Origin of the sequence: Alkalithermobacter paradoxus (genome assembly GCA_002029295.1) — a bacterium.
GTDB classification, from domain to species: domain Bacteria; phylum Bacillota; class Clostridia; order Peptostreptococcales; family Peptostreptococcaceae; genus Alkalithermobacter; species Alkalithermobacter paradoxus.
In genome coordinates, this window is sequence record MZGW01000003.1 from 37,884 (window position 1) to 62,547 (window position 24,664).

General features: G+C 30.4%; 23 protein-coding genes and 1 riboswitch. Of the genes, 5 read left to right on the forward strand and 18 right to left on the reverse strand.

Features of this window, described 5'->3' with window-relative positions; genetic code table 11:
- Window positions 1–6 precede the first annotated feature (6 nt).
- The 3 genes from CLOTH_RS04810 to queG form a co-directional block, all read right to left on the reverse strand.
- Complete coding sequence (locus CLOTH_RS04810; protein WP_079411746.1) at window positions 7–288, reverse strand: DUF503 domain-containing protein; 282 nt, start codon at window positions 286–288, stop codon at window positions 7–9.
- A gap of 55 nt (window positions 289–343) precedes the next feature.
- On the reverse strand, window positions 344–2,560 hold the full coding sequence (locus CLOTH_RS04815; protein ID WP_079411748.1) for a Lon protease family protein: 2,217 nt from the start codon (window positions 2,558–2,560) through the stop codon (window positions 344–346).
- 87 nt (window positions 2,561–2,647) lie between these two features.
- Window positions 2,648–3,541, reverse strand: a complete 894-nt coding sequence (queG, locus tag CLOTH_RS04820) for a tRNA epoxyqueuosine(34) reductase QueG (protein WP_079411750.1) — start codon at window positions 3,539–3,541, stop codon at window positions 2,648–2,650.
- A 60-nt stretch (window positions 3,542–3,601) separates the two neighbouring features.
- Between queG and CLOTH_RS04825 the strand changes: the two genes are divergently transcribed.
- A complete protein-coding gene (locus CLOTH_RS04825; protein WP_079411752.1) occupies window positions 3,602–4,006 on the forward strand; it encodes a RusA family crossover junction endodeoxyribonuclease in 405 nt (134 codons plus the stop codon).
- A gap of 1 nt (window position 4,007) precedes the next feature.
- On the opposite strand, the gene CLOTH_RS04830 is transcribed toward CLOTH_RS04825, so the two are convergent.
- The 9 genes from CLOTH_RS04830 to CLOTH_RS04870 form a co-directional block, all read right to left on the reverse strand.
- Window positions 4,008–4,706 carry a ZIP family metal transporter gene (locus tag CLOTH_RS04830; RefSeq protein ID WP_079411754.1) on the reverse strand — a complete coding sequence of 233 codons (699 nt, stop codon included), beginning with the start codon at window positions 4,704–4,706 and terminating at the stop codon, window positions 4,008–4,010.
- A 25-nt stretch (window positions 4,707–4,731) separates the two neighbouring features.
- Window positions 4,732–5,562 (reverse strand): deoxyribonuclease IV, encoded by an 831-nt coding sequence (locus CLOTH_RS04835; RefSeq protein WP_079411756.1) that lies wholly within the window; start codon window positions 5,560–5,562, stop codon window positions 4,732–4,734.
- Between the two features lie 178 nt (window positions 5,563–5,740).
- Entirely contained in the window at window positions 5,741–6,319 is a 579-nt protein-coding gene (locus CLOTH_RS04840; RefSeq protein WP_079411758.1) for a winged helix-turn-helix domain-containing protein, read from the reverse strand.
- Window positions 6,320–6,404: 85 nt separating this feature from the next.
- On the reverse strand, window positions 6,405–7,322 hold the full coding sequence (gene glsA / locus CLOTH_RS04845) for a glutaminase A (RefSeq protein ID WP_079411760.1): 918 nt from the start codon (window positions 7,320–7,322) through the stop codon (window positions 6,405–6,407).
- 78 nt (window positions 7,323–7,400) lie between these two features.
- Window positions 7,401–9,059: a hypothetical protein gene (locus tag CLOTH_RS04850; RefSeq protein ID WP_331722014.1), complete on the reverse strand. Its 1,659-nt coding sequence runs from the start codon at window positions 9,057–9,059 to the stop codon at window positions 7,401–7,403.
- 70 nt (window positions 9,060–9,129) lie between these two features.
- Window positions 9,130–9,543, reverse strand: coding sequence for a CBS domain-containing protein (locus CLOTH_RS04855; protein WP_079411762.1), 414 nt, complete (start codon window positions 9,541–9,543; stop codon window positions 9,130–9,132).
- A gap of 30 nt (window positions 9,544–9,573) precedes the next feature.
- The gene (locus CLOTH_RS04860; protein ID WP_079411764.1) at window positions 9,574–10,347 is read right to left on the reverse strand and encodes a sugar phosphate isomerase/epimerase family protein; all 774 of its coding nucleotides are present in this window, start codon (window positions 10,345–10,347) and stop codon (window positions 9,574–9,576) included.
- 9 nt (window positions 10,348–10,356) lie between these two features.
- Complete coding sequence (lepB, locus tag CLOTH_RS04865) at window positions 10,357–10,887, reverse strand: signal peptidase I (protein WP_079412234.1); 531 nt, start codon at window positions 10,885–10,887, stop codon at window positions 10,357–10,359.
- Window positions 10,880–11,698, reverse strand: coding sequence for a hypothetical protein (locus CLOTH_RS04870; RefSeq protein WP_079411766.1), 819 nt, complete (start codon window positions 11,696–11,698; stop codon window positions 10,880–10,882). Before CLOTH_RS04870 ends, lepB begins: the two co-directional genes overlap by 8 nt.
- A 174-nt stretch (window positions 11,699–11,872) precedes the next feature.
- Between CLOTH_RS04870 and CLOTH_RS04875 the strand changes: the two genes are divergently transcribed.
- Entirely contained in the window at window positions 11,873–12,280 is a 408-nt protein-coding gene (locus tag CLOTH_RS04875) for an MltG/YceG/YrrL family protein (protein ID WP_079411768.1), read from the forward strand.
- A gap of 12 nt (window positions 12,281–12,292) precedes the next feature.
- Here CLOTH_RS04875 and CLOTH_RS04880 read toward each other — a convergent pair whose 3' ends face one another.
- Window positions 12,293–13,000, reverse strand: coding sequence for a PrsW family intramembrane metalloprotease (locus CLOTH_RS04880; RefSeq protein ID WP_079411770.1), 708 nt, complete (start codon window positions 12,998–13,000; stop codon window positions 12,293–12,295).
- 101 nt (window positions 13,001–13,101) lie between these two features.
- On the opposite strand from CLOTH_RS04880, the gene CLOTH_RS04885 reads away from it, so the two are divergent.
- Together CLOTH_RS04885 and CLOTH_RS04890 are read left to right on the forward strand one after the other, a co-directional pair.
- Complete coding sequence (locus tag CLOTH_RS04885) at window positions 13,102–14,391, forward strand: LysM peptidoglycan-binding domain-containing protein (RefSeq protein ID WP_079411772.1); 1,290 nt, start codon at window positions 13,102–13,104, stop codon at window positions 14,389–14,391.
- A gap of 4 nt (window positions 14,392–14,395) precedes the next feature.
- A complete protein-coding gene (locus CLOTH_RS04890) occupies window positions 14,396–15,646 on the forward strand; it encodes a peptidoglycan-binding domain-containing protein (RefSeq protein WP_143715436.1) in 1,251 nt (416 codons plus the stop codon).
- Between the two features lie 9 nt (window positions 15,647–15,655).
- Here the strand turns inward: CLOTH_RS04890 and CLOTH_RS10790 are convergent, their stop codons facing one another.
- The gene (locus CLOTH_RS10790) at window positions 15,656–18,907 is read right to left on the reverse strand and encodes a S8 family serine peptidase (protein WP_079411776.1); all 3,252 of its coding nucleotides are present in this window, start codon (window positions 18,905–18,907) and stop codon (window positions 15,656–15,658) included.
- A gap of 146 nt (window positions 18,908–19,053) precedes the next feature.
- Here CLOTH_RS10790 and CLOTH_RS04900 point away from each other — a divergent pair, with 146 nt between their 5' ends.
- Window positions 19,054–19,509, forward strand: a complete 456-nt coding sequence (locus tag CLOTH_RS04900; RefSeq protein WP_158080466.1) for a DUF3783 domain-containing protein — start codon at window positions 19,054–19,056, stop codon at window positions 19,507–19,509.
- Between the two features lie 5 nt (window positions 19,510–19,514).
- On the opposite strand, the gene nhaC is transcribed toward CLOTH_RS04900, so the two are convergent.
- The 4 genes from nhaC to CLOTH_RS04920 form a co-directional block, all read right to left on the reverse strand.
- Entirely contained in the window at window positions 19,515–20,915 is a 1,401-nt protein-coding gene (gene nhaC / locus CLOTH_RS04905; protein ID WP_079411780.1) for a Na+/H+ antiporter NhaC, read from the reverse strand.
- 118 nt (window positions 20,916–21,033) lie between these two features.
- Window positions 21,034–21,216: riboswitch (Lysine riboswitch) on the reverse strand.
- Between the two features lie 88 nt (window positions 21,217–21,304).
- Complete coding sequence (gene rnhA / locus CLOTH_RS04910; RefSeq protein ID WP_079411782.1) at window positions 21,305–21,787, reverse strand: ribonuclease HI; 483 nt, start codon at window positions 21,785–21,787, stop codon at window positions 21,305–21,307.
- Between the two features lie 66 nt (window positions 21,788–21,853).
- Window positions 21,854–22,879, reverse strand: a complete 1,026-nt coding sequence (locus CLOTH_RS04915) for a hypothetical protein (RefSeq protein ID WP_079411784.1) — start codon at window positions 22,877–22,879, stop codon at window positions 21,854–21,856.
- A gap of 136 nt (window positions 22,880–23,015) precedes the next feature.
- Window positions 23,016–24,653 carry an FAD-dependent oxidoreductase gene (locus CLOTH_RS04920; protein ID WP_079411786.1) on the reverse strand — a complete coding sequence of 546 codons (1,638 nt, stop codon included), beginning with the start codon at window positions 24,651–24,653 and terminating at the stop codon, window positions 23,016–23,018.
- Window positions 24,654–24,664: the final 11 nt, after the last annotated feature.

A 24,664-nucleotide genomic window follows, 5' to 3' on the forward strand; every position in this document is an offset into this window, starting at 1 on the left:
TTCCTCCTAAAGTATTTCCATTTCTGTATTTATTATTTCTACTCTTCCATCATTTTCTATAAAATCTATCACTTTATCAATAACTTCATTTGCATGATTGCTAGAATTTGATACACAAACAAACCCTATTTGCGATCTTTGCCACTTATCATTCATTCCAACTTCTCCTATAGAAATATTATATCTAGCTTTTAATCTCTCTATAATACTTTTTATAACATGTCTTTTTTCTTTCAGAGAACTTACTTCATATATCATAAGTTCAATCTTACAACTTCCAATAATCATTATATCACTCCCATCATTTGTTTTAAAACAAAATTCAATGCCAAAATAGCTTAAGCTATTTTGACATTTCATAGAATTTTTTCAATCTATCATTTATTTTGTCGCAGATTTCCTCAAAAGTTACATCTGTCAATATTTCTATAGCTTCTTCTATCCTAGAAACTGGATAAATTTTGAATATTCCTTGTTTTATGGCATCCTCTATTTCATCTGTTAAAACTAAATTATCTATATTATTTTTAGGAATTATAACTCCTTGATTTCCTGTTAGCCCTTTAGACTTACAAATTTGATAAAATCCTTCTACTTTTTCAGTTACTCCTCCAACTACCTGAACTTCTCCTTTTTGATTTACAGATCCTGTTACAGCTATACTTTGTTTTATAGGAACCTGACTTAATGAAGATAATAGAGCATAAAGTTCTGCACTTGAAGCGCTATCTCCATCTATTCCACTGTAACTTTGTTCAAAGCATATATTAGCTGTAATAGATACAGGAACCTCCTTAGAGAAATTCTCTAATAAATATCCACTTAATATTAATACCCCTTTATCATGTATAGAACCACTTAACCTAACTTCTCTTTCTATATTTATTATTCCTCTATTTCCTGGACTACTAGTAACCGTTATAACTGCAGGTCTTCCAAATGAATATTCACCCATATTTATAACAGATAATCCATTTATAACTCCTATTTTCTTACCTTCAACTGAAATTAACAACTTATTACTTTTATACATTTCATCAAGTCTTTGCTCTATTTTATTTATTCTATTTATCTTTTCATATATAGCATTTTTTACATCTTCTTTATCTACAAGTTCGCTATTTCTTCTATCTGCAAATAAATTTGATTCTATTATAAGTTCCTTTATTTTATTAAATCTCGTTGAAAGTTTTTTTCTACTTTGTGAAATTCTTGAGCTATATTTTAATACTACCTGAACCGCATCATAGGTAAAATGCTTTAGATTCTCCTTTTTGCAATAAGATGATATAAACTTAGCTACTCCTAATTCATTTTCTTCGTTTCTATCCATATCTGTGTCAAAATCTACTAGTACTTTAAAATATTTATTAAATTCTTCATCATAGAAATACAATACATCATAAAGATAGTGACTTCCTATTAGTACTATTTTTACGTCAACTGGTATAGGTTCTGGTTTCATAGATGTAGCTGTATCTATTTTTATAGTCTTAAACTGTAAAGTTCGTTTTAGTATATCCCAAGAATATGGACTTCTTAGGAGCTGATCTACATATAATACTAAGTATCCTCCATTTGCTCTATGAAGTGATCCAGGAACTATTTTAGTAAAATCTGTTTTTATTACTCCTTTGTCATTTTCATATTCTACTCTTCCGAATAAATTTGAATATATAGGATTAAGCTCTAGTATAACAGGAGCATTTTGAACATTTCTATCTCTTCCATTATCTATAATCAAATTTACTTTATACTTAATAAAGTACTCTTTTTCATCTATATTTTGCATTTCTTCTTCTTCTAGATAAAAAATATATATATTATCTAATATATCTTCTCTCATATCTAGTAAATATTTCTTTACCTTAGGGTTTTTTCCGTATTTTCTAAGCAATGACTTTATATAAGGATCTACTACAGATATTCCTATATGTTCTTCTAAGTCCATCAATTCCTGCTTTGCCTGTTCTTCTAATTCTCTTATCTTTGATATGGTCTCTATTGTCATATTCTCTATCTCTATTTTTGCTTGTAAAAACTCCTGAGAATTAGAGTCTATATTTTCATCTATAGGAACAAATACCATTCCATTTTGTGTGCTCTTAAAATTAAATCCTTTCTGTTTGCCGTAGTCTTTAATTTGCTGAATTAATGCTTGTTTTTTTATTTCATGATTGTTCAGTATCTGATTTCTTTCTTTCTCGTATCTTTCACTATTAGAGGCTTGATTAAATTCATTTAAAAGATCATCTATTAGTTTATCTATATCTTTTTTAAATTTTCTTCCTACCCCCTTCTCAAAGCTTAGGGCTGTAGGCTCTAGTGGATTCTCAAAATTATATACATAACACCAATCCAAGTGACCATCTTTGTTTTTTGCATATTTCTTGAGAATATCTAAAGCGTATGATGTTCTTCCTGTGCCTATGTCTCCACTTATATATATGTTATATCCAATATCATCTATATTTAATCCAAACTCCATGGCATTTGTGGCTTTCTCTTGACCTAATATCTTTTCTAATGGCTCTAGTTCTGCGGTTGTCTTAAACTTCATATTTTCGCCTCCTTCCCTATTAATACATACTATGTATAATATGTTTATTTGTTAGCACAAAAAAAAGAACTTATTAAAGAAAATTCTTTATCTAATTTTCTTTACAAGTTCTAGATTTCTAATTATTATATTTTTTCCTCTCCAGCTGAATGACCTATTACCGTAAGCTCTCTTAAATTCTTTATTCGACATATTTGCAACTTCTTCATAGTCTAAATTTGATATAATATTTTCCCTAAATTCATCAATTTCTGTACTTTTTATATTTGTGTTATGATAACATACATCCTGACATATATCACACCCAAATATACTCTTATTTTTTTCAAATAGAGTTTTCTCGAAATCTGAAAGTTCTCCCTTTTTCTGAGTTATATATGCAAAACACCTACTAAAATCTATTTCAAAGTTACCCAAAATAGCTCCTCCAGGACATTTTTTTATACACTCACCACATTTTATGCAAGTTTTATTTAAAGGTAAATCTATTTCAAACTCATAATTGTTTAGCATATATCCTATAAATACATAAGACCCGTATTTGTCATTTATTATGTTATTGTTTATTCCAAAATATCCTAATCCAGATATATTAGCTAAGTGTCTATCCACTAGTGGTCCATTATCTACGAATGTTTTATACTCAAATCCTTCTATGTTTTGACTTAGAAAATTAGCAATTTCACTAAGCTTATTATTTACTATTATATGATAATCTATAGAATGGGTATATTTAGACAAATTGCTATCTTTCCTATGTCCTATAAAATAAGGAAATAAACAAACTATTATAGATTTTGCATTTTCCATTGTTAATTTTGGGTCTACTCTTTTTTTTATGTCCTTTTCTTCAAGACCTGTATAGTAACCTTTCTTCATTCTTTCATTTAATATATTCTCTAAGTCTTTATAAACTTTTACAGGGGCTATCCCTACTTCTATCCCTAAAGATTTACAAAATTCTTTTAGTTTATTTTTCATAGTAATCTCCATTCTTTACAGCTATAATTTACTACTGTACAATATTTCAGAGGTGATTTGATGATTAAAATAACAATACCAGGAAGACCTGTTAGTAAATCTAATTTTAAGCTATGCAATGTCCACGGTCAAGCCTGGATGCCAAAAGAGGGCAAACATTCAAGATACGTAGCTTATGAAAATATGATTGCTGGATATATAAACAAGGAATATAGTGGACCTACAATTGAGGAAAATCTTATAACTATACTAAAATTATATTTTCCGAATAAAAGAATGGGAGATATTCATAACTACCCAAAGAGTATATGCGATGGAATAGAAAAAAGTGGAATAATCAAAAATGATAAGCAGTTAAAACCTGTACTAATATTTGATTATATAGATAAAGAAAACCCAAGAGTAGAAATAGAGCTTTACAAGTCTTCAGAATATGAAATAAGCTACCTTATTTCTAAAAGATAGCTTACTTAATGATATTCTCAAGTATTATCATGAATATAAATCCAACTATAAGGCCAAATGTGGCCTTTCTCTCATTTCCTCTACAATGACTTTTAGGTATCATCTCGTTAGATACTACATAAAGAATTGATCCACCTGCAAATGCCATCGAAAAAGGTATCAAGTACTCTATATTTTTTAAAAAAAGTATTCCAGCACCAGTAGCTAGTGGTTCTCCTAATCCTGTAAGTGTTGTATATACTATTGATTTAAATTTTGACATTTTGGACTTATTTAATATATTAGCTATAACAAGTCCTTCTGGTATATTATGAACTCCTATAGCAATTGCAAGTAACATTGCCGTAGATTTTCCTTGAGCCTGTGATGCCGCACCTATAACAAGTCCTTCTGGTATGCTATGTATTATATGACCTAACACTAGTATAAAATTAGATTTTATCTTATCTTCTGGCATACGTATCTCAATGATATACATAAGTACTGCTCCAGCAAATATTCCTATTATAGTCTGACTAAGATGTCCTTCTTCAATACATGGAAGTATCAAGCTGTATGCTCCAACAAATATCATTACTCCACCAGCAAAACCTAACAATATATCTTCTAGTCTTTCACTGAGTTTTTTCATGAATATTATAGGAAAAGCTCCAATTCCTGTACAAAGTCCTGATAGAATACTTGCTATAAAAATATTCACTTTACCACCCCTAGATATTTAATATCTATAAAGCCCTATTTCTTAGAATTTTGATTTCTTCTCTGTGGATATCTCCATCTCCAGGAGTTTCTAAAAATAATGGCTTACCCTTTATTAAAGGATGATTCATAAAATTTACTAAAGCTTCTAATCCTATAAGACCTTTTCCTATTATCTCATGTCTATCTTTTTTAGAGTTAAACTCTTTCATACTATCATTAAAATGTACAACTTTAAGCTTTTCTATTCCTATAACATCATCAAACTCTTTAAGTACACAGTCTAATTTATTTACAATATCGTATCCAGCTGCAAATGTGTGACAAGTATCAAAACATACTCCTATATTTGCACTATAATTGACCTTGTCTATTATCTTTTTTATTTGCTCAAATGTATATCCTATCTCTGTTCCTTTGCCTGACATAGTTTCAAGAAGTAACATTACCCGTTCATTACCTGTTAATACTTCATTTATTGCACTTGATATTCTATCTATTCCATACTCTATACCCGAACCTATATGACTTCCCGGATGAAAACATATGTACTCTATATTAAGCTGATCTGCTCTTTTTATATCTTCTTTTAGAATTCTTTTTCCAAATTCATATACATCATCCTTATTTCCTCCTAAATTTACTGTATATGGAAGATGGGCAAGTAATGGTCCAAATTTATTTTCGCTCCTTATCCCTTGAAATGTATGATTATCTTTTTCATCTAATTCTTTAACACTCCCACCTCTGGGATTTCTAGTAAAAAACTGAAAAGTATTTGCTCCTATACTTAAAGCCTCCTTGGCTGCATGTGTAAATCCTTTTGATATTGAAATGTGCGGTCCTATAAAGATCATATTACATCTCCTTTTTTATCTATCATATATAAGTATACCCATTAAAAAGTCTTTCTTTGAAAGATTTTAAAGGTAGACTTTTTGGAAATTCATAACGGAAATTATAAATTATCCTCAATTCAAAAAGTTTATAATTTCCTATTCATTATAAAAAAAGTATCAACCTAATAGTTGATACTTATTTTTTTATATTCCTCTCTCTTCTTATATCTGGCGTTGATATAAAGGTTATATTATACGGTCTTACATTTTCTCTATCCTTAACATTTTTGTTTTTTAATATTTCATACAACTTATCATCTAAAGCATCCATTAATTCTCTTGCTTCATCTTCGGTCAAATAAAATTCATTATAATGCCTTACATGTTTAGATTTTATTTCATTATTCTCTGCAGCTCTATAAAAATCTTCGCTTATCTTTTCAAATAAAGATATAGACGCTTGATTTAGAGTTTGAACAACGCTATCATTATTCGAATTTAATATACTTTTATCTATTACTATCATCTTGGCAACTGGTAAATAATACTTTTCTATTATTCCAGACTTTATTTTTTCTTCCACTAATTCTAATATACCTGCTCCTAATAATGTTTTTATATGATAATTTATTTTAGCATGAGGCTCTCCCAACATCTCAGAAAGCTGTTTTGCACAAAGTGGCTCATCTCCAAACGATTCTAATATTTCTAGTCTATATGGATGTGATATTGCCTTAATCCCATCTAAATCTCTCAAAACAAGAACATCTTTCATTTCGTCCCCCCCAAGTCCCCATCAAAATATATTATCTAATTAATTATAATAATATAAATTTTAATTGTCAAAATTTTTTAATTTTTTAGAATATACTAAGAGAAGCCCTTCTAGATATATCTTTCAAAACTCTAATTCCAGCTACACTATTTCCCTTTTTATCTAGTGATGGTCCAAATACACCTATGCCCAGTTTCTTAGGAACTGAACACATTATTCCTCCACCAACACCTGATTTAGATGGTATGCCTACATTTATAGCAAATTCCCCTGATGCATCGTACATACCACAAGTAACCATAAATGTCTTAACTGTTCTTGCTATATCCTCACTTACAATTCTTTCTCCATTTGATATATCAATTCCATAAGAAGCAAGATTGGCTCCCATTCTAGCTAAATCTTCAACAGTAACTTCTATAGCACATTGCTTAAAATATAAATCTAATATGCCCTCAATATCTCCATCTATTATTCCTTCACTTTTTAACAGATATGCTATAGCTCTATTTCTATCTCCAGTAATCTTTTCAGACATATATACATCTTTATTTACTTCTAGTGTAGGATTACAAGATAGCCTTCTAAAGAAGTTTAACATTCTATCTAATTTTTCATCATTATCTTTACCTTTTATCATAGATGTAATTACTATTGCACCTGCATTTATCATAGGATTGTATGGTATTGATGGCTTTACAGTTTCAAGCTTCATTATAGAGTTAAAAGGATCTCCCGAAGGTTCCATTCCAACTTTCGAGAATACGTTTTCTTTTCCATTATCCATAATCGCAAGTGCTAGTGATATTGGCTTAGAAACACTTTGAATAGTAAATTTTCTATCATAGTCTCCTGATTTGTATGTATTATTTTCCATATCTATTACACATACTCCAAGATCATCTCTATTTCCTTTAGCAAGTTCAGGTATATAAGTTGCAACATTTCCCTCACTAGTATATTTTCTGTTATTTTCTATTATTTCATCTAATATGTACTTCATAATTCCACTCCTTATAATAAGTTTAGAATATACTGCTATATTCTAAACTTATTATAACTTAAATATTAAGTCAATACATTAATGCACTAATCTACTTCCCCCTATAAATTCTCTTAATATAGATGTTGGAGGTATATCAACTTCGTCTTCTATTTGAACAAAATACTGTAAAAATTTTAATAGTCTTTTTGCTTCTCTATATTCAATACAACTTTTATCTATCTCATTTAAAAGAGGCTCTACATATTTTTTCAGAACTGCAAGTTCGTAGACAAGTGCAGAGTTAAACATCACATCTGCTTCTTCCTGATATGGAAAAATATTCTTTTCTTCTCCCTTTCTTACATTTTTCCATAATTGTAGTGTCTTTAATGCATTGTGTCCTCTGTGTGTATTATCTCTTACCATTCTTCTTATAAGCCTTAGGTCAGTTGTTGCTATTCTATTGTGTTCATCTAAGTTAAGCTGAGTTAACGCACTTATATATATCTTAAACTTATTACCATCTGGAATAGCTTTTGTAAGGAGAGGATTAAGTGCGTGTATACCCTCTATTACTATAGGTTGATCTTGTGATACTTTTAGTTTTTTTCCATTATATTCTCTTTTTCCAGTCTTGAAGTTAAAGTGTGGGATTTCTATTTCGCATCCAGATATCAACTTTTCTAGATGCTCATTAAATAGTTCTAAATCTACTGCATATATAGATTCAAAATCATACTCTCCATTTTCATCTTTAGGGGTATCTTCTCTATTTACAAAGTAATCATCAACAGATATAGAAACTGGTCTTAATTTATTCACTCTAAGCTGTATCGAAAGCCTTTGAGCAAAACTTGTTTTTCCTGATGAAGACGGACCAGCTATTAAAATTATTCTTCCTTTCTCCTTACTTTCAACTATCATATCAGCTATTTGAGATATCTTCTTTTCATGAAGAGCTTCAACAGTTCTTATAAGCTCTGGATATTCATTTCTAGCTATTAAATTATTTAAAGACCCTACTTCTCCTACTCCCATTATTTTGCCCCATTCTTCAGCTTCTTTGTAAATTCCAGTTAACTTTGGATGTGGTATAAATTTATTTGGTTTATGTGGGTTTTGCTTTGTAGGTCCTAATATTATTATTCCAGGATTAAAATATTTAAGATCAAATACCTTCAAGTATCCTGTAGATGGAGCCATATATCCATAGAAATAATTCTTTATCCATCCACATCTATATATGTTTATATATTCTGTAGGTTTATATTTAAATAAATTAGCTTTTGAGATAGCTTCTCTACCTTCAAATAACTTTATAGCATCTTCTATAAGTACTTGAGATTTTTCAAAAGGAACATCTTCATCTATTATTTCTTTCATTCTAGATTTTATCTTATTAACATCATTTTCATTTATACCTTTATCATAATTGATTTCACAGTATAACCCTCCTCCTAAGGAGTGCTCTACAGATACCCTGCAACCTGATAATATCTCTTCACAGGCTCTTATAAATACAAAAGATAAACTTCTCATATAAGTTCTTATTCCATCTTCATGAGTTAAGTCTATAAACTCAACACTACAATCATCTTCTAAAGTGTAATGAAGTTCTCTTAATTCATTATTTACAACTCCTAAAATTATGTCACTTTCAAATAAATGATTATAATTTTTGCTAAGTTCAAGTAATGTTACTCCACGAGGGCACTTTATCTCCTCATTCATAACTTTTATCTTTATATCCTTCACTTTATCACTCCCCATGATGTTTTGTTTTAATAATATATGTACTAAAAAAGGAGCAAATGCCCCTTTTATGCTAATCTTTCGAAATATCACTTAAAGCATTACCTGCTTCGTCTATATGAATATTTTCAACTGCTAAGTCTCCAAGAGAGACCATTCCAACAAGTTTTCCATTTTCTACAACTGGTAGTCTTCTTATTTGATGTCTAGCCATAAGGTTAGCAGCTTCATGAACATCAGTTTCTGGTGTTACTGTTATTACATTACTACTCATTATTCCACCAACATTATCATTTTTATTAATATTATTAGCAACACTTCTTAAAACTATATCTCTATCTGTTACAACACCTATAGGAGTATGTGCTTCATCACATATAGGAACAGAACCTACATCTAAATCTTTCATAATATTTGCAGCCTCAAATATAGAGCATTCAGAGCTTAAATAAGATACATCTCTGGTCATTATATCTTTAACTTTCAAATTGAATACCTCCTTTAAATTTAATCTTTATTATTTTGTCTTTTTAGCGGAGGTTTTATTTATGATTTTTTTGCTATCTTTAAAGTATTTTTCATTCATTTCTAATATAACGTATTTTACAGATCTTAAATTAAGTATCTCTCTTATCTTTTCTTCACCTAAAAGTCCATTTTCACTCAAACCTAAATGCAAATCTTCTTTTCCATCATTATCACTAAGATGGATAAGTCTTGTGCAATAGCTCAAGCTTTGAAGATAATGAGACTGATTTATAAGGTCATGACCACTATCATAGCAAAATCCAAATTTTTCACTTGAAATATTATCAAATATATATTTGAAATCTTTGTAGTCATTCCCTATATTAACCAATTCTCCATTTTTAGAATAAGTATTCTCTACGTATATATCTGTGCTATTAATATATTTTAATATTTTATTAAAAAAACATAGAGAATTTTTAAGATAAGTTTCTCTATGTTTTAATACTTTATGTGCCATTCCATATCCTAAATGAAGATTATAATACTTTATATCTATACCTTTACCTTTGTTATAAAGATTAATAACAAAATCAACCCAACAATTTCTTATATCTTCTACTACTTCACACGTATTTATCTCCATGGGAAGATGAATTCCTACACTTATGTCTTGTTTTTTGATTTTTTCTAAATTAGAATATATAAATTCAAAATCATCTTCACAATCTATTCCTACTTCTATATGATCAAATCCAATTTCCTTACATATATATATCTTTGAATCTAAATCCCATGCCATTGAAGATATACCTAATTTCAAACAATTCACCTACTTTAAAGTTCCAACTTTATTAAATGGATATAACCTTACAAAAACCCTTCCTACAACTTCGTCTATACTTACAAATCCTATTCTTTCATCTCTACTATCCATACTGCTAGGTCTATTATCTCCCATAACAAATATGTATCCATCTGGAACTGTAGTATCTATGTATCCTTCTGTGTAGTTTCCGTTTATATAAGTTTCTAATTGTTCTTCTTCATTCACATATACTTTTCCATTTAATATTTTTATTTCATCTCCTGGCACTGCTATAACTCTCTTAACTAAATCTTTTTCTTTTCCATCTTCTGTAGTTAAGTGAGATTTAAAAACTATTATATCTCCTTTCTGAGGAGTATCTGATTTATATGCCATTCTATTTATAATAAGGTAGTCATTTTCTTCTAAAGTTGGATACATAGAATACCCTTTTACAAGTGTAGGTCTAACAAATGTAGTTACAACCATTGCTATTAAAAGCGATATAACTATAGTTTTTATCCATTCCACAATCTCTCTCACAAAATTATTCATAATATTCATATCCTTCCTTAACTTTATATTTGCCTATAAGTTCTATAACCATCTTGTTTATATCATCGTATTTATCTATCTTTATCTCAAGATCTAAGTATTCACAAGCTTTTATAAAATCTTTTATAACATCAAAACCATCTCCATATATCTCTTCTACATCTACCCTGCTTACTCCTTTAAATCCATGACCAACTGGGCAGTCATGTCTTAATTTTATAAGCTTTTCCATTTTTTCATTATTCAGTATCTTTAGTGCATTTTGTATTTTTCTGTTTTTGCTCATAGTTTTATTTATATATTGAGTAATTCCAAATGTTAGATTGCTAGTATATATATTGTATTTTTTTCTTAGAATATTTAGTATATTTTTCTTAGATACCATATATCCTATCATAGATGCTTTATTTTTTCCAGATTCATTGCTTACAAATATATACTTAAAAAGTGCTTCTTTCAATCTATATATTCTTCCTAAAAAATCTATATATTCTTCATTTATAAGTTTTATCTTTATATTCTCTATGAATTCAGAAAATATAGCTTCAGGCTCTCCGTCTAATAAATCTATTAAATTATTTCTAAGTCTTTTTATTTCCTTAGTATTTCTTATATTTGGTGTTAAGCTATCTATTCTCTTTATAGCAGTCTTAAAATCAAAGTTTATAGCATATTCACAAGAATTCAAAAGTATATATAAATCACACTTTTCTATTCCAAGTTCTCTTAATATATCTTCAACTCCATCATAACTATATCTATCCAAAAACTTTAATATAACAAATTCATTCTTTTTGTCTATGTATCCCATAAAATCACTCCAAACTTGAAAAGTATATTCTATTATATTGTCTAGTTTATTTAAATTATTAACACTTTCAAAATATTTACTACAGAATACTAAAATATACTAATCAAAAATAACTTTGGCTATATTGAATTTATATTTATATATGATATCCTTAATATGAGGAGGGTATCTACTATGGAAAAATTAAAAGATATATTGTATGAGAATAGCGATATATTTCTAGGGTTAATTGTTATATTTGTAATGCTATCAGTTGTAAGTCCAAAATTGTATGCTTCATTCCAATTAGACTCTAACCCAAGGAATGATATATATGTATCTGAGGATAATTCTTCATCAGAAGAAGAACCTATAGAAAAAATTGATACAAAGACTGAAGAAGTAGTATACTTTGAAATTAAAAGTGGAGAGTTTGGAAGCAAGATAGGACAAAATCTAAAAGAATCTGGCCTTATAGATTCAGTAGATGAGTTTCTTAAAGTTTTAAGGGATTCAAATCTAGAAAACTCTATAAAGGTTGGGGCTTATAAAATAAAAAGTGGAAGTTCTTTAGACGAAATAATATCTATAATAACAAGATAAAGGCGATCGCCTTTATCTTTCTTTTTGTATTCTGTTAAATCTATCTTTAGAATCTTTCGTATATATATTTAGTCTTTTCAAATTTATACTCCATAGATATATAACATACGGTATAAATAATATCATCAATATATTAACTCTAGACATCAGTATAAAATTAAATGTTCCATGTAATATAATAGGAACTATAAGAGATTTGTTCATATACTCTTTACACTTTTCATTTTCTTCTTGACAATATTTAGCTAGCGAAAGATAATATCCCATGGTTATCGCAAATAGCATATGAGCAGGAACAGATAATATACCTCTGTAAAGTCCTACATATGAATTTGCTGAGTATCTAAATACTACATAACTTATATTTTCTATGGTTGCAAAGCCAAGTGCAGAAAATGTGCAATAAACTATTCCATCTAGCTTCTCGTTAAAACTTGGATGAGTGTATGCAGTCTTCAAAACAACCAACCTTTTGAAATACTCTTCAACTAATCCAGCTACAAAAAATGCTATATAAAAAGCTGAAAGCAGTCCTGAAAAAATATTAAATCTCATTATAAATCTTTCAACAATTATTGTAGGAATAACAGAAAGTGCTCCTAGTGAAAAAACTTTTATCAAAAGGCCTACAGGTTCTTTGTCATACCTATCTATCAAATAAATTCCCAAAGCTAGTGCTATACCTGGTGCTATAGCTATAACCCAAAGTCTAGTGTCCATTTAATTTCCTCCTAATAAATTATCTATTTATATATTTCCAAATTCTTTAACAAAATATCCTGTTTTTCATATTATATAATAGCTTGAATAGGAGGGATAAAATGGAAATATATACCGTTAAAAGAGGAGATACGCTTGATAATATTTCAAAATTGTACAATATACCAATAGATGAACTTGTCAAAATTAACGATCTTCCATATGAAGATAAATTGGTTATAGGTATGAATATACTAATTCCTTCTAGGTACGTAATAAAAGACTATTTTGAGTATGAAGTAAATGTAGGAGATTTTCTATGGAAAATAGGAAAAAAGTTTAATATAAATCATTCACATATAATAAAACTAAATGATCTAAAACCTCCTTACATCCTATATCCAGGCCAGAAAATCAAAGTCCCAAAGCCCAACAAAAAAAGTAACATAAGAACAATTTCTTTTATTAGGCCATCTAAAGATTATTCAAAACATCATTCTTATATAAAAAAGCTATCTTCCCTTATAACTTATATTCCTGTATTTGATATTAAAGTAAATCCTGATGGAAGCTTAATAAATAATCTTTCGAATGATTTTATAAGATTTATAAAAATCAATAATATCCACCCCCTACCTGTTGTAACAAATTTTAATGGTAGTGAGTTTGATAATGATTCATTAAGAGAGGTCCTAAGAAATAATAAGGATAAACTAATAAACAATATACTTAATCTATGCATCCAAAGTAAATTTAAGGGCATAATGCTTGATTTTCAGAGTTCATATAAGGATGATAAAGATATTTATAGTGATTTTATAAAAACATTATCTCAAAATCTCCATAACAAAAATAAGATATTAGGAGTTAGCATAGCTCCTAAACATACTGATTTATGTACTAATGCCTGGGGATCCTTCTTTGACTACGAAATAATCGGAAAATACGTAGATATACCTTTTCTTATGACATATGAATGGAGCTTTCCAAAAGAAGAATTTAAAGCAATTTCTCCGGTTCCTTTAATAGAAGAGGTAATAGATTATGCAGTGACAAAAATTCCATCTAAAAATATGTTTTTAGGAATTCCTCTATACGGATACGATTTTGTAATCTCCAATGATGATAATAAGTCATACAATATAGTAAGCCTTAAGGATGCCTATAAATTAGCTATAGATACCGATTCTAGAATATTCTGGAATAACTTCTCAAAAACTCCTTACTTTAGATACAAAGATAATAATCAAGATATACATGAAGTTCACTTTGAAGATGCCCTTAGCCACTACTATAAATATCAATTGATAAAAAAATATAATATAACCGGCTTAGGATACTGGGTATTAGATAGTAAATTGACACCTACTTGGTATATGTCAGAGGATTTATTTAATGTTAAAAAGGAGTGATACAATGGCTGACAGTGGAAAATTATTAATTTCAGTAATAGACCAAAAAACTAGAAGACCTATAGAAAATGCAAAAGTAAATATATATACAAAAGATACTCCAACTCAACAGACTATGGCTGAGAATTTACCTACAAACGTTTCTGGTCAGACAATGGAAGTATCCCTTCCTGCTCCAGATTTTAAATTTTCTCAAACACCTTCAGAAGTACAGCCATACAGCGAATATATAGTTGAAGTAATTAATGAAGGATATAGAGAAGTTATAGTAAATGGTGTTCAGATACTTCCACAATCTACAGCTATTCAACCTATTGTAATGTCTCAAGATGAAGGTACTAGATTCACAAGACAAAGTGCTGATGTTATAAATATACCTCCTAACACATTGTTTGGAGATTTTCCTCCTAAAATACCAGAACCTGAAGTTAAAGTTGAGCCACCTCCATCAGGATTTGTAGTTTTAGATTATCCTCAAGTTCCTGAATTTATAATAGTTCACGATGGTCATCCTGACGATCCTTCAGCACCTAATTACTGGGTAAGATATTCAGATTATATAAAAAATGTAGCTTCTTCTGAAATATATTCAACTTGGCCAGTTTCAACTCTTTACGCAAACATATGCTGTATAATTTCATTTACACTAAATAGAGTCTTTACTGAGTGGTACAGAGGAAAAGGAAAGAACTTTACAATAACTTCTTCAACTGCATTCGACCAAAAATATGTTCATAGAAGAAATATATACGAGAACATAAGTAGAGTTGTTGATGATATATTTAATCTATATATCAGAAGGCCAGCTGTTAGACAGCCACTTCTTGCTCAATATTGTGATGGTAGTCAAGTTCAATGCCCTGGATGGTTAACTCAATGGGGAAGTAAATACTTAGGAGATCAAGGAAGGTCATTTGATCAAATACTAAAACACTTTTACGGAGACAACCTAGATTTCCAAAGAGCAAGAGTAGTATCAGGAGTTCCTCAATCTTATCCTGGATTTACACTTACTATAGGATCTAGCGGTACACCAGTTAGAACTGTTCAGACATTCTTAAATAGGATTTCAGATAACTTCCCTGCTATACCTAAAGTAAGAGTAGATGGTATATATGGTGAGGAAACCGCTGAGGCTGTTAGAACATTCCAAAGAGTATTTAGACTTCCAGTAACAGGTAACGTTGATTTTTCTACTTGGTATAGAATATCTGATATATACGTAGCTGTAACTAAAATTGCTGAATTAAATTAAAGGAGAAGGTTATTCACCTTCTCCTTTTCTTAAGAATACTGGATATGACCAAGCTTCTTGACTTCTAACCTGCTCAAATGCCCTTCTAAGATTTAATATTCCATATCCCCATGATATATTCGGGTGATCCTCCCCTGGTCTTTGCTCTGTTCCTCTTGTTAGGTAAGTTTTTACTTTCTGAGTATACATAGTAGGGTCATTACCATTTAGTATTCCCCACTCAAGTAAAAGTGCAACTACTCCTGCTACATGTGCTGCTGCAACACTTGTTCCTGTAAATGTTCCATATCCTCCTGGCGTTGTAGATGTTATACCAACTCCTGGTGCAACTAAATCTGGCTTTATTTTATCATCTCTTGTAGGTCCTCTTGATGAACCACTGTATAAACTATTATCCCTATGGTTATATGCCCCAACACTTATAACACTTTCAGCAGTGGCAGGTGTTACAATAGTTCCATAAGGATCTGCTCTTAAAAACCTTGTTTGCTCACCTATTAAAGATTTATTAGGTAAATATACATTATATCTTCCATCTACTATATTATCTCCATGTAGTCTTATTATCCAATTTCCAGGCTTTATATCTTTAAAATGTATTGTTATAAATTCATCTCCCGTTAATTCTTCAGGGTATCTATATCTTACAATAGCAGTTGTATCTTCAAGTATAAATCTTACAATTTCTTCTTCATTTAGCTTAGCTGGAATTCTATCTATAAACTCCCCTGTAGGAGAAATCATAGATACAGAAACCTTATCAGGCTTTCTTGCCCATATCATCACATCTAAATCTCCTTCATTTGCTCCTACAACTATTTCTATATCTTGAATTTCTCCAGTATTATTAAACCTTCCACTTAATTTTGTCATCTTATCCGCTTCATTCCCTGCTGCTGCAACAAATATAATTCCTCTATCTCTGCTTAGTTCGTATATATAATTTTCTAGAATAGTCATTCCATCATGACTTCCTTCGTTAGTTCCTAAAGAAATATTTATAACTAAAGGCATTCTCATTCTTCTTGCCATTTCATATGCATACTTTATTCCAAGTATAAGGTCAGATGATTTGTAATAACCACCCTGATCTCTTAACTTTACAACTATAAACTCACTATCAGGAGCAACTCCAACATATCTACTATTTAGTGCCCCTCTTCCTCCTACTATACCTCCAATCATAGTTCCATGACCTGTTTGATCTGTATGCTCTAATCGCTCTCCACTAATCAACGCATCATCTATTTCATCTCTTGTATATTCTTTTCCGAATATAAATCCTTGTGGAGGATTTCCATCTACTGTCTGATCCCATATGCTTACTATTTTAGTTCTTCCATCTTCGTATATAAAGTCAGGATGTGTGTAATCTATTCCAGAGTCTATAATTGCAGTTAACACTCCTCTTCCTGTTAATGGTATATACGGATGGTTTTGAAAAAACTTAGCTCCTATTTTATCTACACTTGTATCTATAAGAGGTACCATCCTAAATGGCTTTTGATAATATGTTACCTCAGGTATTTTGTTAAATATCGATTCATCTAAATTTAGATCCAAATAAACTATCGCATATTTTCTATCTATTATTTGTACTTTATTTATACCTTCTTCAGCTAAAGCTGATATTATATCTCCTTCATACATTATTATATAGTCATTAGTATTTTCATTTCTATAATGCCATCCTAGTGTTCTTGTGCTTATTCTACTAAGATCCAATTTACCATACCCCCAAGTCTCATTTGGATAAATCAAAAAAGGTCTATCTCTTCTAGCTTCCTTTAATAACTTAGCTTTCAATCTTTGACCGTACAAAAATGGATCATTATTATTCACAATTCCCCACTCCATCAAAAGTGCTGCAGCACCTGCAACGTGAGGTGCAGCCATACTCGTTCCTGATAATGCACCATAACTTCCAGATGGCAAACTAGATACTATATCTTCACCCGGAGCTACTATATCTGGCTTTATTTCTCTTAACCTTGCATCTCCCCGTCCAGAAAAAGCAGAAATTATATCTAAGTTGTGATTATAGCTTCCAACAGATATAACTCTCCTAGCTGTTGCTGGAGTTGTTATTGTACGAACTATAGTTGGATCTAAAAACCTTGTATCTCTACTCAACTGCTCTGATATAGGTAAGTATATATTTATATCTCCTTCAACTATATCCTGTGCTTCAAAATTGAGTGACCACACTCCAGGCTGTATAAATTCTCTACCTCTTAAAGTAACAACTGCCCTTTCATTTAATGAATATGGAGTAGCCCTAGAAAAAAATGCATTTATACTTGTGTTTCCTAAATTTACATTTACCTCTCCTGAATTTTTATCTATCTTTTGAGTTTCAGCTCCTGATGGATTTCTTACAGAGAAACTAAAATCATCAGAAAACTTCTTCCATATTTCTATTGTTATTTCTCTTTCCCCTCCACCAACAGAAAACTCAACGGGCTTTACCATATTATTAAGTAATCTTATGTGCTTATGATGTGATTTATCGCCTTCATTTCCAGAAGCTACAACTACTATTGTCTTTCCTCTTAAAGATATATCATCTATATATTCTTCAAACAATGAACTTCCATCTTTTGCTCCTTCGTTACTTCCATAGCTTATATTTATAACAAGCGGCTTATTCATACTCTGTGCTAAGTCTATAAGATACTTTATTCCTCTCATAAATTCTGTACTTCGTCCAAATGATTCAATACCCCTAGTTCCTATTTTTACAACAGCAATCTCTGAATTTGGAGCTATTGTGGATGCTATTCCTGCAACATGAGTTCCATGACCTATATTATCAAAGAAAGGTATTTCATCTCCTTTCAACGCATTATCTATGTCCTCTTTGGTATATTCATAACCACTTTTAAATCCATCTGGAGGATTTCCTTCTCTAGTTTGATCCCATATTCTAACTATTTTTGATGTTCCATCTTCGTTTATAAATAAAGGATGCCTAAAATCAACACCTGAGTCTATAATCCCAATAAGTACCCCTTCTCCAGAAAGGTCAGTGGTGCTCTTAAAAAAATCTATTCCACTAGCCTCAAAACTAGTTAAGCTTGGGCCTAATATAAATGGTCTTTCTATATATTCTATCTCGTTATATTCTAATAACCTACCTAATTCAGACTCACTTATAGTTATTATTGCAAATTTTTCGCTTAATATCTCAACCTCTACACCTAACTCTTCCTCTAATCTTTTTATATCTCCATGGTATTTAACTATCACTTCAAAATCCACTTAATCACCTCCATTAACTATTGTATGAAAATAAGTTCAAAAAAGGTTAATACATGCGTATATTTTAGATAGTAAAAGCTAAAACTTTTAGATATACGTGCATTTATAGGTCTTATAAATCTAGATATGAAGGGATGGTTCTTTTTATGAGTTTTAAAATTATGGATCTAGAAAATAACATTAGACCAGATGAGCCAAGAAAAATATTATTTTATGGATACGACGAAAAAGAAAGAGAAGCTATAACTGACTTTCTAATAGACATAGAAGAATTTAATTTTCTATTTGTAGATGAAAGTTTGCTCGACTTTAAAGTAAAGAACCTAGTGTACAACGATGAATTCGAAAACACTATATACAATAACATTCCTGATGAAATTATTTCTATGAAATTCATGCTAGTTTCAGGTTTTTCTAATAAGGAAATAAACAATTTATCTTCATTACTAAAAAACAAAGGATTTCCAAGACCGTTGATTGCAACATTAACTGAACAAAATAGAAAATTAAAATTCATAGACTTACTAAAGGAAATACACAAGGAACATAACTACGTTTTAAGTAAATTAAAACAAAAGCAAAATAATCAGGGTATACCCTGATTATTTTATGCTGTTTGATTATTTGTATTTTGATCTATATATTCAATAGTAAATCCTGTATATCCATATATAACAGCTATTAAAGGATTTAGTATATTAAGAAATGCATATGGAAGATAAGCAAACGGGTGTACCCCTAATGTAGTCCACATATATGCTCCGCATGTATTCCAAGGAATTAGTGATGATGTAAGAGTACCTGCATCTTCAAGAGTTCTAGAAAGATTCTTAGGATGTAAGTCTCTCTTGTCGTAACTATCCTTATACATTCTTCCTGGTACTACTATAGCAAGGTATTGATCTCCTGTAACTAAATTAGCAACTATTCCAGATACTATAGTAACTAATATTAATGAACCTGTTCCCTTTGCAAGCTTTAATATATTCTCGGCAATAGTTTCAAGTACACCTGTACTTTCTAATATTCCTCCAAAGCTAAGTGCCGTTATTATTAACGATACTGTCCACATCATACTATCAAGTCCACCACGACTTAATAAACTATCTACAACTTCTATTCCTGTCTCTGATGAGAACCCATAGTGAGCTACTTCTATTATTTCACTTAAATTAGATCCTTGGAATATTACTGCAAATAATCCTCCAATTATTGATCCACCTATAAGGCCTGGTATAGCAGGTACTTTAAACACTACAAGCATTATTACAAGAACTGGTGGTAATAATAGCAATGGATTTATATTGAAGTTAGATTTTAGAGCATCTAATATAACATTTATAGATTCCGGGTTAACATTTCCCCCACCATATCTTAATCCTATAACTCCATATAAAATCAATGCTATTACATAGGCTGGTACTGTTGTGTAGGCCATATGTCTTATGTGATCGAATAAATTTGCTCCTGACATTGCTGGAGCTAAGTTAGTAGTATCTGATAAAGGTGACATTTTGTCCCCAAAGTATGCACCTGAAATAATAGCACCTGCCACTATATGAATAGGTATATCAAGCCCTTGTCCAACTCCTAAAAGTGCTATACCTACTGTTCCAACTGTAGTCCATGAAGAACCAGTAGCAAGCGAAACCACAGAGCAAATAATAGTTGTAGCAACTAAAAATATTGATGGCGAAAGTATATTAAGCCCATAGAATATCATAGTAGGAACAACACCACTTAATATCCACGTTCCTATTATAGTACCTATAATCATAAGTATTAGCATTGCCTGCATACCCATATTTAAACTTTTAAGTATACCTTCTTCTATCTCATTCCAAGTATACCCTAAGTAAATAGCAAGTAATGATGCTACTACTGAAGCTCCAATTAGTGGAATATGCGGTGAAGCTTCATATTTAAATACAGCTATAGATAAAAACAATACTAAACTTAGTATTGGAATAAGCGCGATTGGTAACGTAAGCTCTCTTTTATTTCTCATTTTATAACCTCCATTTATTATATTTTAGTATTTATAACCAATAAAAAAAGCATCTAAGGATAACCTTAGATGCTAATATACATAAGTATAAGCACAAAGTCCCCCTCTCTTTCCCTTAAAGTAAGATAGCTCTCCATTTAAGCTACGGGATAGCTTAAATGACAGTTTTACACCTATTCGATGTAAACCCAGCATATAGTTTTGCAAGAACTATACACTTCGGCGGTCTTCCTTTCATTTAAATTCATCGACTTGCAATCTCCTTTAAACTACTCATAATACCCGCGCCTCTACCTCACCCCTGTTAGAGATGAGGTATATTTAGTTGTAAATTGATATGTGTATTATTCTACAACAGTATGTATAACTTGTCAACATACTAATTTATTCTATTCTTCTCTTACATCTATAGGTAAATCTTCTCCTAGTGCTGCACTGCTAGCTAGTTTATCACACAGCTCATTTCCCCAATTACCTGCATGTCCTTTTACCCACTCAAATTTTACATTATGATTTTCCATTGCTTTTAGTAATCTTATCCACAAATCAACGTTCTTTGCTTTTTCTTTTTTCTTGGCATCTTTATACCAAGAATTTCTTTTCCATTTCATTACCCATCCAAGATTTATAGCATCAACGATATATTTTGAATCAGAGTATAAAGTAACGTTGCAAGGCCTTTTCAGTGCTTCAAGTGCTACTATTACAGCCATAAGCTCCATTCTATTATTAGTTGTTTTGTTAAATCCACCAGATAATTCTTTTTTATGCTCTTTATCTCCTATCTTGCATATTAAAACAGCTCCATAACCTCCAGGCCCATCAGGGTTTCCTAAACATGCTCCATCTGTATATATTACAATTTCATCCACAATTTATCCTCCTACTGTTATTAACTTTATATACAATTTTATCATAGAAAAAGACTAACCGCATGATTAGTCTAAAAACTTTAGAATAGATAACTTATACCATTTATCTTGTTCTTTTATTATATTTACTTCTTTCCACTTACCATCTTCATTAATATACTCATTTAATAATATATCTTCACCATTTGTGAGTTCCACAAAGTCAAATCTGTACTTCTTATTTTTCCCACTAGCATATATAGATATACTAGAATTATCCTTCTCAACACTATCTATTTTATCAATGAGATTATACCACTCTCCATATATAATATTAACAAAATAACTGCTATCCCAGCTCCATAGATGCCATGGAGCACATAAAAAATCTTCTGGTATATAATCTACACTTCTTATTTTCCATCCATCTTTTTCGCTGTACTCAGTTGTAACTATTCCATAATAATAGGCAAAGTAACTTGGCTGTGGAGTTAAATCTTTACCCTCTGAATATGGTTTACCAGTTATGATTTCAATCTCTACAAAGTAATAGTCTATGTTATCTGAAGTATTTTCAGGACGATATGCCTTTCTTAATTTTAATAAAATTGTTTGCCCAACTCCACTAAAAGAATCTTCAAATTTCTTTAGAGATATCTTCTCTTTAGATCCAGAGCTAAGAAGATTATAGGCATATTTATAAGGCACATTAGCCCATCCTATAGCACCACATCCACCTTGAAATCCAATCATATTAGATGCATTTTTTAATATAGAGTAATACGCATGTATAACATCTTCTGATGAATCATACCTACTCGGATAACCTTCGAGTATATTTGAATTTGTCTTAGATTCACTAAAATTATTTGGGTTATATTTTAACTTTAGTGCCTTATCCTTAGATGGTCTTCCAAACCTTTCTCCATGGAAATAATCTTCTTCACTACTGAAAGTAGATATTTCACTATTCATATTTTTATTATATATATATCCACCCATTTTATAATTCCTATCTTTATAGATTGCAATATTATAAGAAACTGTAGCTACAACTATAAAAATCAAAACAATGAAACTCAACCTAATCATATCTTTTTTAGAAATAATCATAATACATCACCTCAGATTTAATTTATGCTTGATAGGGTACTTATAGACATGTTTCTTATGCTTCTTCAGTTCAAATTAGAAGATGTATTAGAAGCTGAAAAATAGGTATTAAAAAAGTAGGGGTGAATATTCACCCCTACTTTTTTGTAGCTTTATAGAATTTATGTCCACCTGATAAATTATAAACTTTCTTAAATCCACGATTTATTAATATGTTTTGAGCTGCATTTCCTGTTACACCTTTATTGCAATAAGTTATAGTCAAAACGTCTTTATCTAAATCATTAATTCCTTCTCTTAATTTAGCATGTGGTATATTTATAGCACTCTCTACATGAGACTCTTCGTACTGCTTAGATACTCTAGCATCAACTATTTGTACTTTTTCACCTTTATCTACTAAACTTTTGACTTCATTTGATGTTATAATCGGTCTATCTTTACTTAGAGAATTTTCTAATATCATACCTGTATAATGAACAGGATCTTTAGTAGTAGAAAATGGTGGAGCATACGCAAGGTCTAAGTGGAAAAGATCATCAACTTTTGCACCGTAAGTTATTAGTGTTGCAAATACATCTGCTCTTTTGTCAACACCTTCATAACCTATAATCTGTACACCTAGAAGCTTTCTAGTTTTCTTATCTGCTATAGCTTTTATAACCATTTCTTTACCATTAAAATAGTCTGGTTTGTCAGGTTTTATATTATGGCACATAACTATTTCATAACCTTCTTCTATAGCTTCTTTTTCACTAAGTCCTGTACTTGCAATAGCCATATCAAATAATTTAAATATTCCTGTACCTAGATTACCTCTATACTCTAAACTTCCCCCAGTTAATACATCTCCTGCTATTCTTCCTGTTTTATTAGCAGTTGAGCCTAGAGGTCTATATACTGGCTTACTAGTAATTGAAGAAAAAGTTTCTATGCAATCTCCACACGCATATACATCATTTATATTTGTCTGCATTTTGTTATTAACTTTTATAGCTCCAGTAATTCCAATCTCTACTCCTGCTTCTTTTGCAAGGTTTACATTCGGTCTAACTCCAGTTGCCATTATAACAATGTTGCTTTCTATTTCTTTTCCATTATCTAATATAACTTTATCTTCCCAAATTTCTACTATACTACTACCTTTTATTATATTTATATTCTTTTTGAGTAATGCATTTTCTAAGAAAAGTGCCATATCTTCATCAAGATTTGGAGTTATCTTATTTTGCTTTTCTACGATAGTTACGTTTATTTCATCTTCCATTAAGTTTTCTAACATCTCAAATCCTATAAATCCTGTACCTGCAATTACTGCATGTTTTGGCTTTCTTTCTTGTATAAAATTCTTTATATTTCTAGCACTCTGAACATTTCTTACAAAGAATACATTATCATTATCTATTCCTTTTATATCAGGTGCAAAAGGCGTTGCACCTGTTGCAATAACTAACTTATCATAATTGTCTTCAAATATTTCATCTGTACTCAAATTTTTAACAATTATTTTCTTAGATTTTGTATCTATCTTCAATACTTCATGTCTTGTTAGTACATCTATATCATATTTTTTCTTGAAGAACAGAGGATCTCTTGGCGTAAGTTCATCAATATCCTCTATTTCTCCACCGATATAGTAAGGAAGACCGCATCCTGAATAAGATATGTCACCATCTTTTTCATATATTACTATCTTAGCACTATCATTATTTCTTCTAGCCTTTGCAGCTGCAGATGTTCCTGCTGCCACAGCTCCAATAACTAATATCCTCATATTTTTTCCTC